Source organism: Xanthobacter tagetidis (assembly GCF_003667445.1).
Taxonomy (GTDB): domain Bacteria; phylum Pseudomonadota; class Alphaproteobacteria; order Rhizobiales; family Xanthobacteraceae; genus Xanthobacter; species Xanthobacter tagetidis.
In genome coordinates this window covers 47,506-61,088 of sequence record NZ_RCTF01000006.1, presented here as the reverse complement: position 1 = coordinate 61,088, position 13,583 = coordinate 47,506, and the positions used below count along the sequence as shown (strand labels likewise).

Sequence of the window (13,583 nt, the reverse complement as noted above, 5' to 3'; positions counted from 1 at the left end):
CAAATGGTCAGCGGTCGCACCGGAAGGCGCCGGGTGCACCGGCCTGTCCGCGCGGCATCCAGTGGGCGCACTTGGTGGTGCGGCCAATTCCGGGATTGAAGGTGTTGCAGGGGTCGAGCGCCTTGAAATGGTCGACCATGGCGGGCTTCGCGAAGTAGAGATGCCCCACATTGTGCTCGGCGGGATATTCCGCGCCGCGCGCATCGAGCAGCTTCCATATGGCGTGCTCGATCTCCTCGCAATTGCTGCCCTTCGCCACGATGTAGTCCTGGTGGAAGACGTGGCAGAAGAAGTGGCCGCAATAGAGCTTGCGGATCAGGTGCTTGTCGATCTCTTCGGGCAGCGTCTCGAACCAGTTCTCGTCGTTGCGGCGGAGCGCGATGTCGAGCGCGACGATATCCTCCACCTCCTCGTCGTGGACCGCGCGATAGCGGATCGCGGCGCCGGCGGCGGCGAAGCGGTGCAGGAAGGCCTTGTCGCCTTCATCGGGCGTGCACTCGAAATAGTCGCCGGATTTCGAAGGGAAGATTGATTTCAGATGGGCGCGGGCCTCCGCGATGCCGTCGTCCCCCATCTTCAACAGCAGATAGTGTTCGAAGCGGTCGCGGTAATCTATCATGCGCCGGGGCAGATGCTTCGGGAAGAGGTGGCTCAGGGCCTGCAGTATCTTGGCGCTGAGGTTGTTCGGCAGGAACGCGATCCGCCGGCAGAAATTGTCGAATGCCGCCTGCAGCGCGAACAGCCGCGGGATCATGTCGGTGCCCAGATAATGGATCACCAGAAAGGTGTCTTTGCCGTAGACCTCTGCGCAATCGAAGGAGTCCCGGTGCATGTACTCGCCTTCGATCGGCAGATCCTTGAAGGTGCTGAGGATATGGCGGCGGATGCCTTCGAGTTCGCCGGTGTCGTTCGAGCCGATGTAGAAGACGACCTGTTCCTTCTCCTTCGGGAAGGTGTCGAGCCGCACCGCCATGAGCATCACCTTGCCGGCGCTGCCGGAGGCTTCGAACAGGCGGCGCGGATCGGCATTGAAGCGGGACGGGGTTGGCGCCGCGATGTCGCGCACATGGTCCGCATAGTCGTGGTCCGAGGCGGCGCGGGCGGGGTCGTTGACGATGTCGGCGGGCGTGAAATCGCCGCTCTCGACCCGCCGGAGGATCGTCTCCGGATCGTTGCCCAGCGCGATCCCGAGATGATTGACGAGATGCAGGCTGCCCGCCTCATCGAGCCGCGCGAACAGCGCGAGCTGGGTGAAGGCCGGGCCGCGATGGATCAGGGCGCCGCCGGAATTGTTGCACACGCCGCCGAACACCGACGCGCCGATGCACGACGAGCCGATCACCGAGTGCGGCGCGCGGCCGATCTTGGCCAAGGCCTTTTCCAGGTGGAACAGGGTCGTGCCCGGCAGGCACACCACCTGCGTCCCGTCATTGATCAGGTGCAGGCCTTCGATGCGCATGGTGTTGATGAGCACGATGCCGCGGTCATAGTCGTCCCCGTCAGGGGTCGAGCCGCCGGTGACCCCAGTGTTGGCCGACTGCATGATGACGATCTTGTCGGCGGCGACGCAGGCCTTCAGCACGCGCCATTGCTCCACCAGCGAACCGGGCCGCACCACGGCCACCACCGGCCCGCTGCCGAACCTTATGCCGGTGCGAAAGCGGCGCGTGGCCTCGGGGCTCGTCAGGACATGCGCGCGACCGACGATGTCCCGAAGGTCTGCGATCAGGGTCGCATCGCCGTCGGCGGTCTCCCGCGCAGCGGTCTTGCCCGCCGGAACCGTCAGGTCGAGAAATGCGGCATCCATGGCAATCATCCCCCTTGGGTAAGCTCCGCCTCTTGACGCGCTTCATCAAGCGGTTTGATCGGGCGGTTTCCCTGCGAGGCGACCGATGCACCGTCCGACGAGGATCGACGGCTCTCAGTCTGTCTGGATGTCCTTCGGGCTGCATCGCCACAAGTGGTGATGCCGCGCATTCCCATGGCGCCCCGTCGTCCCTGACGCGGCCCATTCCCGGGGCCGTACCGAGCGGGGGACGAACACGCGGGAGCGCTTTATCCGGCCGGCCGAGCCTGCGGGACCTGTTCGGGCTGTCGCGGCGATCGAACCGCTCATGGCCGATCGACCTGGCCGGGCCGTCCGGCGCCCGTTCTCAGGCCCGCGTCCCGCTCGTCTCTCGCCTGCTCTTCAGCAGCGCTTCCATGAAGATCGGCTCCCAGGTGAGGATGTGGTTCCGCATGAGCTCCCGGATGCCGTCCACGTTGCCCGCCTCGGCGAGGGCGGTCAGCTGGTAATGCTCGTCCACAGATGCGGCCTGCCGCTCCAGGCCCGCGCGCGACGAGATGCCGTGGAGACGCATCTTGTCGCGCAGGCCCATGGCCATCTCCGTGAGCAGTGCATTCTCGGCCGCGCCAATGAAGGCCATGTGGAAATTGCGGTCGTTCTCCAGGTAGCCGTAGAGATCGTCATTCTCCACAGCCGCGCGGATCGCGTCGGCGTGGCCGGTGAGCTGCTCGATGAGCTTCTTTTTCTTCCGCGGCTTGAGGGCGAACAGTTCGGCGGCATGCACCTCGAGCAGGCTGCGCATGTCGAACAGATTGCGCAGATCGTCCACGGTCGGCTCCACGACCTTGAACCCGCGATTGCGCATGGGCTCGATCAGGCCGGTCCGTGCCAGCTCCAGCAGCGCTTCCCGCACGGGCGTCGTGGACATGCCGAGGTCGGCCGCCAGGGTGGGCACCGAGTACATCTTACCCGGGCCGCTTTGTCCCGAAATGATCTCCGACCGCACCTGCCGCAGCACCTGTTCACGCAAATTCGGATCCATTACCCGCCCGCAGTTGGTGCCCCTGAGGCACAATTGGTAGCGCTCTACAATAATGCGGCACTGCGCACCGCGCAAGCAACGCAAGCGGCGATGGTGCCTCAAGTGGCAAGGGAAGTCGGCACTTTGGACCCTGCACAAACTTTGCGCTTGCCGTTGGTGGCGCGCCAATCTAAAACGTGACGTGTGACGCGCTACTGTAATGCAGGATACTCACCATGGATGCGCCTCTCAAGCGATGGCTCTGCCTCGGATGCGGCTTCTCGTATGACGAATCCCTCGGCCTTCCGGAACACGGGCTGGCGCCCGGCACCCGCTGGGCTGATATCCCTGACGACTGGGTCTGCCCCGATTGCGGCACCCCCAAGAACCAGTTCGAGATGGTGGAGATGGGCTACGCCGAAGCCGGCGTCGATCAGGCGCGAATCGCCTGAGCGCGCAACAATCTCGGGAGATAAATCATGCCAAAATCTTTCGTACTCCGGGCGGGCGAGCGCGGCCACGACGTGATCTATTCCGATGGTAGTGCCTCGTCTTACGTGGCCGGCCATCCCGGAAGTCATATTACCCGCGAATCCAGTTTCAACTTCCATCAATACCAGGGCGGGCGCCCCGGGTTCGGCACCGTCCGCGTGTTCGGTGATGAAGTGTTCAGCGGTGCCGGCTGCGGCTACAACATGCACCCGCATCACAATTTCATCATCTGCGCGTTTGTGCTGGAAGGCGAGCTGACCCATATCAACACGGCCGGCCAGGGCATGGTGGACCAGCTGCGGCAGGGCGATTACTATGTTTTCTCCGCCGGATCTGGTGGAAAGCACTGCGAGCTCTCGATCAGCCCGGAGAACATGAACGCCATTTATTTGTGGCTCATGCCTGGCCAGCTCTTTCTGCCGCCGAGCTACCATCGCGCCCACTTCGACATCCGCACCCGGCGCAACCGAATCGCTCAACTCGTGGGTGACGCGGACGGCGCGCTGCCGGTATCGCAGGACCTGCGCGTCTCGCGTCTGGTGACCGACCGCGCCGGCGGCTTCACCTACACCCCGCGCACGCCGGAGCACGGCGTCTACGTGTTCGTCGCGGAGGGCAGCGCCACCGTGAACGAGGTTGCGCTCGGGCGTCGCGACAGCTTGGGCATCAGCGGGGTCGAGACCCTCGCGATCGAGGCTGCCGACAGCTCCGACATCTTCTTCGTCGAGACCGCCATGCTCGACGATGCCCGCATCCGTGCCTGGGAAAAGGCCCACGGAGCCGACCTCCTCGACTGAGGGCGTGCCCGGCGATCCATCCCAAGGGAGTCGACAATGCCGATCATGGACGTGCGCTATGCCGCCGGGACGCTCGATGCTGCGGCGAAAGCCGATCTTGCCGCCCGCCTCACCGACGTGCTCATCAAAATGGAAGGCGGCGCCAACACGCCCGGCGGGCGGGCGTTCGCCTGGGTATTCTTCACCGCCTTCGCCGCGGACGACTGGTGGATCGGCGGCCGAACCGATGGGACCTACGTGACCGGTCCGGGCAAGTTCCTGGTCAATGTGTTCATCCCCGAAGGCTACATGAACGTCGCGCACAAGAACGAGGTTCATGCCTGGGTGGCGGAAGAGATCGCCGGGGCGACCGGCTGCTCCGATCCGGCCGGCAGCCTGCTCACCGTCATCAATGAGGTGACCGAGGGCAATTGGGGCGACGGCGGCCAGCCCATCAGCCTGGAATCCATCGCCAGGACGGTGGGCCAGGATGGCGGCCCCCGGCCGATCTGGTCGCGCGCCTATTTCGAGGCCAAGGCGCGGGCCATGGCGGCGGCGGGCTATCCGGCCGACACCGGCGGAATGCTGCCCTCGCTGCGGCCCCAACTGCTGGCCGCGGCCGCAGAACCGGCCTGATGACCCGCGCCGGGACCGGCGCGTTCTTTCCACAACCGGCCGAAGCGCGGAGACACGCGCGCGGCCTCCTGCCACAATCCAGAGAAGAAGTGAGGGGAACTTCGTGACCAATCAAACCATCCTGGGCCCTGCGCTGGATCGCAGGCGCCTCCTCGCCGGCGCCGCCGCCCTCGGCGCCGCCTCCCTGCTGCCCGGCGCCGGGCGCGCGCAGAGCGGCGAGCTCGTCGTCTCCAACTGGGGCGGCGACTGGAACGAGCGCATCGCCAAGGGGTTCGAGGAACCGGCCTTCGCCGCCTCGGCCATGCGCATCATCCACGACCTCGCCCCGGTGCCGGAGCGCAAGGCGAAGATGCTGGCGGAGCGCCGCCTGCCCCGCTCCAGCGTCGACGTGACCTGGCTGAGCGATGCCGACGCCTATGAGATGAGCGCCCAGGGCGTGCTCGAAACCCTCGACATGTCGCGCATTCCCAGCGCCGGCCACATCATCGAGAAGCTGCGCCGGCCCTATTTCATCCCCGCAGCCTATGGCGGCGTGGTCCTGCTCTACAATCCGGCCAGGATTCCGCAGGCGCCGACAAGCTTCGCGGACCTCTGGAACCCCAAATATGCCGGCCGCGTCGGCATCATCGACCAGCTCTACTTCAACTATATCTACGCGGCCGCGCTCGCCCACGGCGGGTCGATGGGTGACGTGAGCAAGGCCTTTCCCGCCCTGCTGGAGATGAAGAAGCAGGTTCAGCCCCGCCTCTATCCCTCCCACCAGGCACTCGCGGCGGCGTTCAAGGCCGAGGAGATCTGGATCTCGGCGAACTACAGCGCCCGTGCCATCCAGTGGGAGAAGGAAGGTCTGCCCCTGCGCTGGTCCTATCCGAAGGAAGGGGCCGTCGCCATCTCGTTCGGCGCGGGCATTCCGAAGCGGGCGCGCAACGTGGACGGCGCCTACGCCTATCTGGAGGCGATGCTCCAGCCCAAGCCCATGGGCGCCATCTCCCTCGCCACCTCCTATGCCGTCGCCACCGACAATGCCGACGTCCCCGTGGAGGATCGCAAGCGCCTCGAATTCACCGCCGACCAGATCGCGAAGCTCAATTTCGTCGACTACCCCTATGCGGCGAAGAGCGACGCCCAGTGGATCGAGTGGTGGAACAAGGAATTCAAGGCGTGAGCGCGCTCGCCCTCACCGGCGAAGACAGCCTGACCGGCGGGCTGCCTGCGCCGGGCGCCACGGACCGCCGGCGCCGGCGGTCCAGCGCCGGCTGGCTGCTGTTTCCCAGCCTGACGCTGGTGCTGGCGGGGCTGGTGCTGCCGCTAGCCCTCATGGCCCGCACCAGTGTCGCCCATTTCGATGCCGCTTCACCGGACCTCGTGGGCTTCACGCTGGAAAACTATGCCCGCTTCTTCGGCGAGCCGTTCTATCTGATGATCCTCGCCCGCACGCTGGTGGTCGCGCTCAGCTGCACGGCCATCTGCCTGGTCCTCGGCGTCCCCGCAGCGTTCGTCATCAGCCGGGTCGAGAGCCGCGCCCTGAAGACGGTGCTTATCCTCGCCACGATCATTCCGCTGCTCATGGGCAACGCGGTGCGCGCGGCGGGCTGGATGGTTCTGCTCGCCGACAAGGGACTGATCAATTCGGCGCTGCTGTCCGCCGGCTTGATCGCCGAGCCGGTCCGCATTCTCTACACTGGATCGGCGGTGGTGATCGGCCTCATCGCCGTGCTGCTGCCGTTCATGGTGATCTCGCTGGAGAGCGTGTTCGAGAACATCGGCACGGCCTATGAGGAAGCCGCCCAGACCATGGGTGCGCCGCCGTGGACGGCGTTCTTCCGCGTGACCCTTCCGCTCGCCATGCCGGGAATCTTCTCCGGCTGCCTCTTGTGCTTCGTGCTGGCGATGAACGCCTATGCGACGCCGGTCCTCATCGGTGGCCCGTCATTCCAGATGATGGCGCCGAAGGTCTTCGAGCAGGCGATCAAGGTGTACAACTGGCCGTTCGCCGCCACCATCGCTCTGGTGCTGATGGCCGTGACGCTGGTGCTGAGCGTCGCCTCCAGCCTTGCGCTGCAGAAGCGCTACGGAGTGCTTTGATCATGGCCGGCACGCGCTCCCCCTCTCCGCGCTCCCTGTCGGACGGATCGTTCCGGCCGGTCATGGTCGGCGGCTGCGTCGCCGCCTTCGTGATGGTGCTCTCTCCGCTGGTCGCCATCGTCTGGATCAGCTTCTTTGAAAACAAGATCATCAGCTTTCCGCCCACGGGCTACACCCTGGACTGGTACCGCGCCGCCGCGGCGATGCCGCAGTTCCGCGACGGCTTCGTCACCAGCCTGAAACTGGGAGTCGTGGCGACACTGGTGAGCCTCATCGCCGGCGTGCCGGCGGCGCTGGTGCTGGCGCGCGGGCGCTTCCCGGGACGCGAGGCGATCCAGTCGCTGCTGCTCGCGCCCCTCATCGTCCCCGGCATCGTCGCCGGCGCGGCGCTCTACATGTTCCTCATCGAGGTGGAACTGGCGAGCGGCGTGCAGGTGGCCATGACTTTCTGGGGCCTCGCCCTTGCCCACAGCCTGATCGCGCTGCCGTGGACGGTGCGGCTGGTGACCGCCTCGCTGGTGGGTCTCGACCCGCAGCTGAAGGAGGCCGCCCTCACCATGGGCGCGCGGCCGCTCACGGCGTTCCGCCTCGTGACCTGGCCGCTCATCCGCCCAGGCGTGGTGGCAGGGGCGCTGTTCGCCTTCATCGCCTCGTTCGTGGACCTGGAGAAGTCGCTGTTCCTGGTCGGGCCGGGGGTGACGACCCTGCCCATCGTCATCGTCAACTATCTGGAGTGGAGCATCGACCCGACCATCGCCGCGGTCGCGACCGTCCAGATCGCCGTCATCTCGGCCGGCCTCGTCCTGACCGACCGCTACTTCAAGCTCGCGCGCGCATTCTGAAGGGGCTCAGATGTCGAACATCCTCATCCGGGATCTCATCAAGCGCCACGGCGCGCTGGTGACCGTGGACCGGGTCTCGCTGGAGATCGGCCAAGGCGAGTTCATCGCCTTTCTCGGCCCCTCCGGCTGCGGCAAGACCACGACCCTGCGCATGATCGCCGGTCTCACCCCCGCGAGCGCCGGCTCGATCCATTTCGGCACGCGCGAGGTCACCCACCTGCCGCCGTACCTGCGCGACGCCGGTCTTGTGTTCCAGGGCTATGCGTTGTTCCCGCACATGAGCGTCGCGGAGAACGTCGCTTTCGGGCTTCAGATGCGCAAGGTCGACCGCGAGGAGGCGCGGCGCAGGGTGGACGAGGTGCTGTCCCTCGTGAAGCTAGCGCACCTCGCCGGCCGCCTGCCGAAGGAACTCTCCGGCGGCCAGCAGCAGCGGGTCGCGCTGGCGCGGGCCATCGTCTACAAGCCCGAGGTGCTGCTGCTCGACGAGCCGCTCTCCGCCCTCGACGCGCAACTGCGCACCGAGGTGCGCACCGAACTGAAGCGGCTGCAGTCGGCGCTCGGGCTCACCACCATCTTCGTCACGCACGACCAGGACGAGGCGCTCAGCGTCGCCGATCGCATCGTGGTGATGTCGGCGGGGCGGGTGGAGCAGGTGGGCACCCCACGCGAGATCTACCAGCGGCCGGCGACGCGCTTCGTCGCGGAATTCATCGGCCGCACCAACCTGTTTCCCGGCGGATTGGACGGCCCGGGCCGGTTCCGGAGCGAGAGCGGTGAGCGCTTCGCCTTCGGGAACGCGGACGCGCCGTCCAACGCATCGGCGCTCGCCATCCGCCCCGAGCATGTCAGCCTGCAGCGGGGTGCCCCCGCGCCGGGCGGCGCGTGCACTCTGGAGGCGACCGTGGAGGACGTGATCTATCGCGGCGCCCTCACCGAGGTCGTGGTGCGCACCGCCTCGGGCGCGAGGCTTGCGGCGCATCTGCACAATGCCGACAGCGGCCGCGACGACCTGCGGCCGGGAGACCCGGTTGTCGCCTCCTGGCCGGCGGATGCGCCGATGCTGTTCTAGAGCGCTCGCACCGCGCCGCATCAGGCGCCCGACCCTCACGCTCCATCCGACGGCCGTCTTCGCGGCCGGAGAAGCCGCGCGCCCTTCAGCGCGCGAAAGACGGACCATGGCTGAACGACACAAATGCTATTGCACCCTCTGCCGCTCGCGCTGCGGCTCCATCACGCTGGTGGAGAACGGGCGGATGGTCGGTGTCGAGCCGCGCCAGGACCATCCCACCGGCGGTGCGCTGTGCGCCAAGGGCCGCGCCGCGCCGGAGCTGGTGCACAGCCCCAACCGCCTCACCACGCCGCTGCGCCGGATTGGCCCGAAGGGCGATGGGGCGCGCTGGGAGGAGATCAGTTGGGACGAGGCGCTGGACGAGATCGCAGGCCGTCTCGGCGCCATCCGGGACCAATCCGGCGCGGAGGCGGTGGCGTTCGCCGCCACCACCTTCAGCGGTTCGCCCATCGTCGACAGCTATGAATGGATCGAGCGCTTCGTGCGCTGCTTCGGCAGCCCGAACCTCATCTATGCCATCGAGGTGTGCGGCTGGCACAAGGACTATGCCCACGCGCTCACGTTCGGGCGCGGGCTCGGCGTGCCGGACTACGACCATGCCGATGTGATCGTCCTGTGGGGGCACAATCCGGCGCGGACCTGGCTGGCGCAGGCGAGCCGGGTCGCGGAGGCCCGCCGGCGCGGCGCGAAGGTGGTGGTGATCGACCCCAAGCCCGATGGCTCAGGCCAGCAGGCGGACCTGTGGCTGCGGATGCGGCCGGGTGCGGACGCGGCCCTCGCCATGGGCGCGATCCACCATCTGATCGAGAGCGGGCGCTTCGCCGACCGCTTCGTGCGGACGTGGACCAATGCCGCCTTGCTTGTGGACACACAAACCGGGCGGTTCCTGCGCGCCGAGGCGGCAGGCGCGGGGGAGGGGGAGGACTTCCTCGTGCTGGACGCGCAAGGCCGTCCGCAGTCCTGCGACACCGCCCGCGCGCCCGAAGATGCGGCGCGCTGGCTGCTCGACGGGGCGGTTCGGATGCGCGGTCCGGACGGCCGCGTGATCGAGGCGGAGACCGTCTTCCGCCGCCTCGCCGAGCGCGCCCGCTTGTATTCGCTCGCCCGCGTCTGCGCCCTGACGGGGCTGGGCGCGGCAGAGGTGGAAGCCTTCTACGCGCTGCTGGAGGGGGCGCCGCGTGCCGCCTACTACACCTGGACCGGCGTCGGCCAGCACGCCAACGCCACCCAGACCGAGCGCGCCATCGCCACCCTGTTCGCCCTCGTCGGCTCCTGCGACCGGGAGGGCGGCAACGTCTGGACCGTGCCGCCGCCGGCCAACACGCTGAACGACCTCGCCTTGCTGCCGCCCGGACAGAAGGAGAAGGCGCTCGGCCTTGCCGATCTGCCGCTGGGCCCGCCCGCTCACGGCTGGATCACCGCCCGCGACTTCGCCCGCGCCGCCATCGACGGCGTGCCCTACAAGGTGCGCGCGCTGATGAGCTTCGGCACCAATTTCGTGGTGTCGCAGGCCGACACGGCGCGCAATCTCGCGGCGCTGGATGCGCTCGAGTTCCACGTCCACGCCGACATGTTCATGAACCCCACGGCCGCGCGTGCGGACATCGTGCTTCCGGTGAACATGCCCTGGGAGCGCGACGGCCTGCGCATCGGCTTCGAGATCACCCAGGCGGCGGCGGAGACCATCCAGTTCCGCCGGAAGGTGCTCGAACCCCTGGGGCAGAGCCGGGCGGACCATGAGATCGTGATGGCCTTGGCGACGCGCCTCGGCATGGCAGCCCAGTTCTTCGGCGGCGACATCGAGGCCGGCTGGAACTACCAGCTGCAGCCGCTCGGCCTCACGGTGGAAGACCTGCGCGGCACGCCGGACGGGGTGCGCGTGCCGCAGCCGTTCGCCCATGCGAAGTTTGCGGCGCAGGAGGCGGATGGCACGGTGCGCGGCTTCGATACCCCGACCCGCCGGGTGGAGCTCTACAGCGAGCGCCTGCTGGAGCACGGCCACGATCCGCTGCCCGATTTCGTGCAGCCCTATGCCGACGAGGACGCGGCGCTGCCGCTGATCCTCACCACCGCCAAGAGCGGATGGTTCGTCCACACCTCCCATCGCCATGTGGCATCCCTGCGCCGCAAGGCACCCGATCCCGTGGTCGAGATCAGCCCTCACCTCGCCGCCGCCCGCGGCCTTGCGGCCGGCGATTGGGCTGAGGTGCGCACGCGGGTCGGGGGCGCGCGCCTGCGGGTGCGCATCAACCAGGCGCTCGGTGATGCGATCGTGGTGGCCGATTTCGGCTGGTGGGAGGCGTGCGGCCCGCTCGGCCGGGCCGGCACCGGCAGCCATGGGCCGGACACCGCAAACATCAATGCCGCCCTGAGCGATGCCGCCCGCGATCCGGTCAGCGGCTCGGTGCCGCTCCGGGCGGTGCGCTGCGAGATCGTGCCGCTGCCCGAGGCCAATCGCGGCCGATGGCAGGGTGAGCGCCGCTTCATCGTCGCCGCCGCGCATGCGGCGGATGCCCAGACCCGCGCTTTGACGCTGGTGCCGGAGGACGGCGGCGCGCTGCCGGCCTTCCTGCCGGGTCAGCATGTGGTGGTGCGCCTGAAGCCGGGCGGTCCGGCGCGGGCCTATTCCTTGACCGGGCCGCCCGCCGCGCCGCGGACCTTCTCCATCGCCGTGCGGCGCAATCCGGCGTGTGCGGATGGCGGGGAAGCCGGCTTTCTCTCTCACCGCATCCAGGAGCTTGCGGCCGGCGACACGCTGCTGCTGGAGCCGCCCTCCGGCGTGTTCACGCTCCCGCTCGACGGGGCCCGTCCGCTTCTGCTGATCGCCAACGGCATCGGCATCACCCCGTTCGTGTCGCTCCTTGAAGCGTTCGCGGAGGCGCCGGTGGGACGCGCCGGAGATGTCCTGCTGCTGCACGGCTGCCGCCGCCGCGCCGAACACCCGCTCGCCGACCGGCTTGATGCCCTCGCGGCGCGTATTCCGTCGCTGCGCAGGATCACGGCCTATTCACGTCCCGATGCACAGGACCGCGCAGCGCACCGGGTCGTGGCGGGGCGCCTCGACATCGACGCCCTGCGCGCCAGCGGTGCCCTGCCCGATGCGCCGGCGGGCAGGCCGATCGCATATATCTGCGGAACTGCGGATTTCATCGCCGCCATGCGGCACGCTCTGATGCGATGGGGGTTACCGGGCTTCGACATCTTCACCGAGGCTTTTTCGGTCGCCGCCGAGATGCCGCCCCGTCTCGCACCGCGGCGCGTGAGCGTGATGGGAGCCGACCGGTCTTTCGAGTGGACGCCGCAAGCCGGCTCGCTGCTCGATGCGGCGCTGGCGGCGGGGATCCAGCTGCGCAGCGGGTGCCGGGTGGGCCAATGCGAAAGCTGCGCCGTCGCGCTGATGGACGGCCAGGTCGCCCACCGCGTGCCGGTGGCGGCGGATGCCGGCACCTGCCTCGCCTGCCAGGCGGTGCCCCTCACCGATCTGACCATCGCCCCGTGATTGCAGGGGGATGACGTCGCTTTCAACACCGCCCCCGGTCCACGCCCTGTCGCACTGGCCGGGATGCGTTGAACGGGCTGAGATTCTCAGCCATTCTCCGGCTACGTTCGGGGCCGCCCCATGATGAAAGACACGGAGCGTGATCTTGCCGACTGCGTCGGCGCCATCTATCAGGCCGGCGCCGGGGACGGCAGCTGGCTGGACGTCGGCGACCGCATCTGCCGCATCATGGATGCCCGGCGCGCTGTGCTGGTCCTCGGAGGTTCCGGGGGGCCGCGCAACCTGCTGATGCCGCCCGACGGCAGCGAGAGCGCCTATTCGGCCTATTTCCACGCCAGGGACCCCTACGCCGCCAAGGCCCGCTACGACTTTGCGACAGCGCGGGCCCACCACCTCGGCAACGCCAAGCTCGGCGCCGAGCTGGTCGCCGAAACCGAACTCCTCCGCAGCGAATATTACTTCGACTTCGCTCGGCATCACGAGCGGCGCCATGTGATCGGCGGCATGGCCGGCATCACCGAGGCGACACCGATACTGGTGTCCCGCGGCGACGACGCCGGCGCATTCGACGAAATCCATGTCCGCCTGCTCAGGACCCTCATGCCGCACGTCCAGCGCGCCATCGAGCTGCGCGCACGGCTGGGGCGGGAGGACGAGGCGGTCGCCCTGACGCGGGCCGCCCTCGACGCGCTTCCCGTGGGCGTGAGTGTCGTCGATGCGGGACTGAAGATCCGCTTCATCAACGATCTCGCCCGCAGATACCTGGCCGGGCCCGATTCCGGCCTGTTCTCCCTGCGCTCCGGCCCCTATGCCGGCAGCGGCGTGTACCTCGCGGCCATGTCCCGCGAAGAGGCCGGCGTGCTCCGCCGGCTCGTCGCCTCGGCCACATCCGGGGGCTCGGGAGGCGCCATGCGCGTGACCTCGCGGAACGGGGCGGTCGTGGCGCTGATGGTCGCCCCGGCGCCGCTGGGCCTTGCCAATGACGTGAGCGGGCGGGACGAAGGCGATGCCAGGGAGCCCCTGGCCCTCATCATCCTGCGCCCCCTCAATCGCAAGGCGGTGCCGCAGGCGGACATGCTGTGCGAGATGTTCGGCTTCAGCCGGGCCGAGGCGGAGGTGGCCATCGCGCTCAGCGGCGGCGCCAGCGCCGAGGATGTGGCGCGCGGACGCGGGGTCTCGCTCATGACCGTCCGCAGCCAGATCCGCTCGATCCTGGCCAAGTCGGAAGCGGAGAATCTGCGCGACTTCGAGCGCACCATGGCGACGCTCGGGGCGCTTGTGCCGCAGTTGCGCTGAAGGAACATCCGCCGGCCCGCCGGTCGCGTTCCCGCATAGCCAGTTCTGACGATGAGGCGCCGTGCCCCGCCGGCTAGGCTC

At 68.3% G+C, this 13,583-nt stretch carries 11 protein-coding genes; 9 read left to right on the top strand and 2 right to left on the bottom strand.

What is annotated here, in order from left to right:
* Positions 1-7 precede the first annotated feature (7 nt).
* Together dld and D9R14_RS09055 are read right to left on the bottom strand one after the other, a co-directional pair.
* Positions 8-1,807 (bottom strand): D-lactate dehydrogenase, encoded by a 1,800-nt coding sequence (gene dld / locus D9R14_RS09060; protein WP_121623006.1) that lies wholly within the window; start codon positions 1,805-1,807, stop codon positions 8-10.
* A gap of 346 nt (positions 1,808-2,153) precedes the next feature.
* Positions 2,154-2,828 (bottom strand): GntR family transcriptional regulator, encoded by a 675-nt coding sequence (locus D9R14_RS09055; protein ID WP_121623005.1) that lies wholly within the window; start codon positions 2,826-2,828, stop codon positions 2,154-2,156.
* A gap of 215 nt (positions 2,829-3,043) precedes the next feature.
* Here D9R14_RS09055 and D9R14_RS09050 point away from each other — a divergent pair, with 215 nt between their 5' ends.
* The 9 genes from D9R14_RS09050 to D9R14_RS09010 all read left to right on the top strand — a co-directional run bounded on the left by D9R14_RS09050 (position 3,044) and on the right by D9R14_RS09010 (position 13,502).
* Positions 3,044-3,259 (top strand): rubredoxin, encoded by a 216-nt coding sequence (locus tag D9R14_RS09050; protein WP_121623004.1) that lies wholly within the window; start codon positions 3,044-3,046, stop codon positions 3,257-3,259.
* 27 nt (positions 3,260-3,286) lie between these two features.
* Entirely contained in the window at positions 3,287-4,096 is an 810-nt protein-coding gene (locus D9R14_RS09045; RefSeq protein WP_121623003.1) for a pirin family protein, read from the top strand.
* A gap of 36 nt (positions 4,097-4,132) precedes the next feature.
* On the top strand, positions 4,133-4,711 hold the full coding sequence (locus tag D9R14_RS09040; RefSeq protein ID WP_121623002.1) for a tautomerase family protein: 579 nt from the start codon (positions 4,133-4,135) through the stop codon (positions 4,709-4,711).
* 103 nt (positions 4,712-4,814) lie between these two features.
* Positions 4,815-5,876, top strand: a complete 1,062-nt coding sequence (locus D9R14_RS09035; RefSeq protein WP_121623001.1) for an ABC transporter substrate-binding protein — start codon at positions 4,815-4,817, stop codon at positions 5,874-5,876.
* Positions 5,873-6,796, top strand: a complete 924-nt coding sequence (locus D9R14_RS09030) for an ABC transporter permease (RefSeq protein ID WP_245420658.1) — start codon at positions 5,873-5,875, stop codon at positions 6,794-6,796. The genes D9R14_RS09035 and D9R14_RS09030 overlap by 4 nt, the downstream gene beginning before the upstream one ends.
* A 2-nt stretch (positions 6,797-6,798) precedes the next feature.
* Positions 6,799-7,638, top strand: a complete 840-nt coding sequence (locus D9R14_RS09025) for an ABC transporter permease (RefSeq protein ID WP_121623000.1) — start codon at positions 6,799-6,801, stop codon at positions 7,636-7,638.
* Between the two features lie 10 nt (positions 7,639-7,648).
* A complete protein-coding gene (locus tag D9R14_RS09020; protein ID WP_121622999.1) occupies positions 7,649-8,707 on the top strand; it encodes an ABC transporter ATP-binding protein in 1,059 nt (352 codons plus the stop codon).
* Between the two features lie 106 nt (positions 8,708-8,813).
* Positions 8,814-12,206 (top strand): molybdopterin-dependent oxidoreductase, encoded by a 3,393-nt coding sequence (locus tag D9R14_RS09015; RefSeq protein ID WP_121622998.1) that lies wholly within the window; start codon positions 8,814-8,816, stop codon positions 12,204-12,206.
* A 120-nt stretch (positions 12,207-12,326) separates the two neighbouring features.
* Positions 12,327-13,502, top strand: coding sequence for a PAS domain-containing protein (locus tag D9R14_RS09010; protein ID WP_121622997.1), 1,176 nt, complete (start codon positions 12,327-12,329; stop codon positions 13,500-13,502).
* Positions 13,503-13,583: the final 81 nt, after the last annotated feature.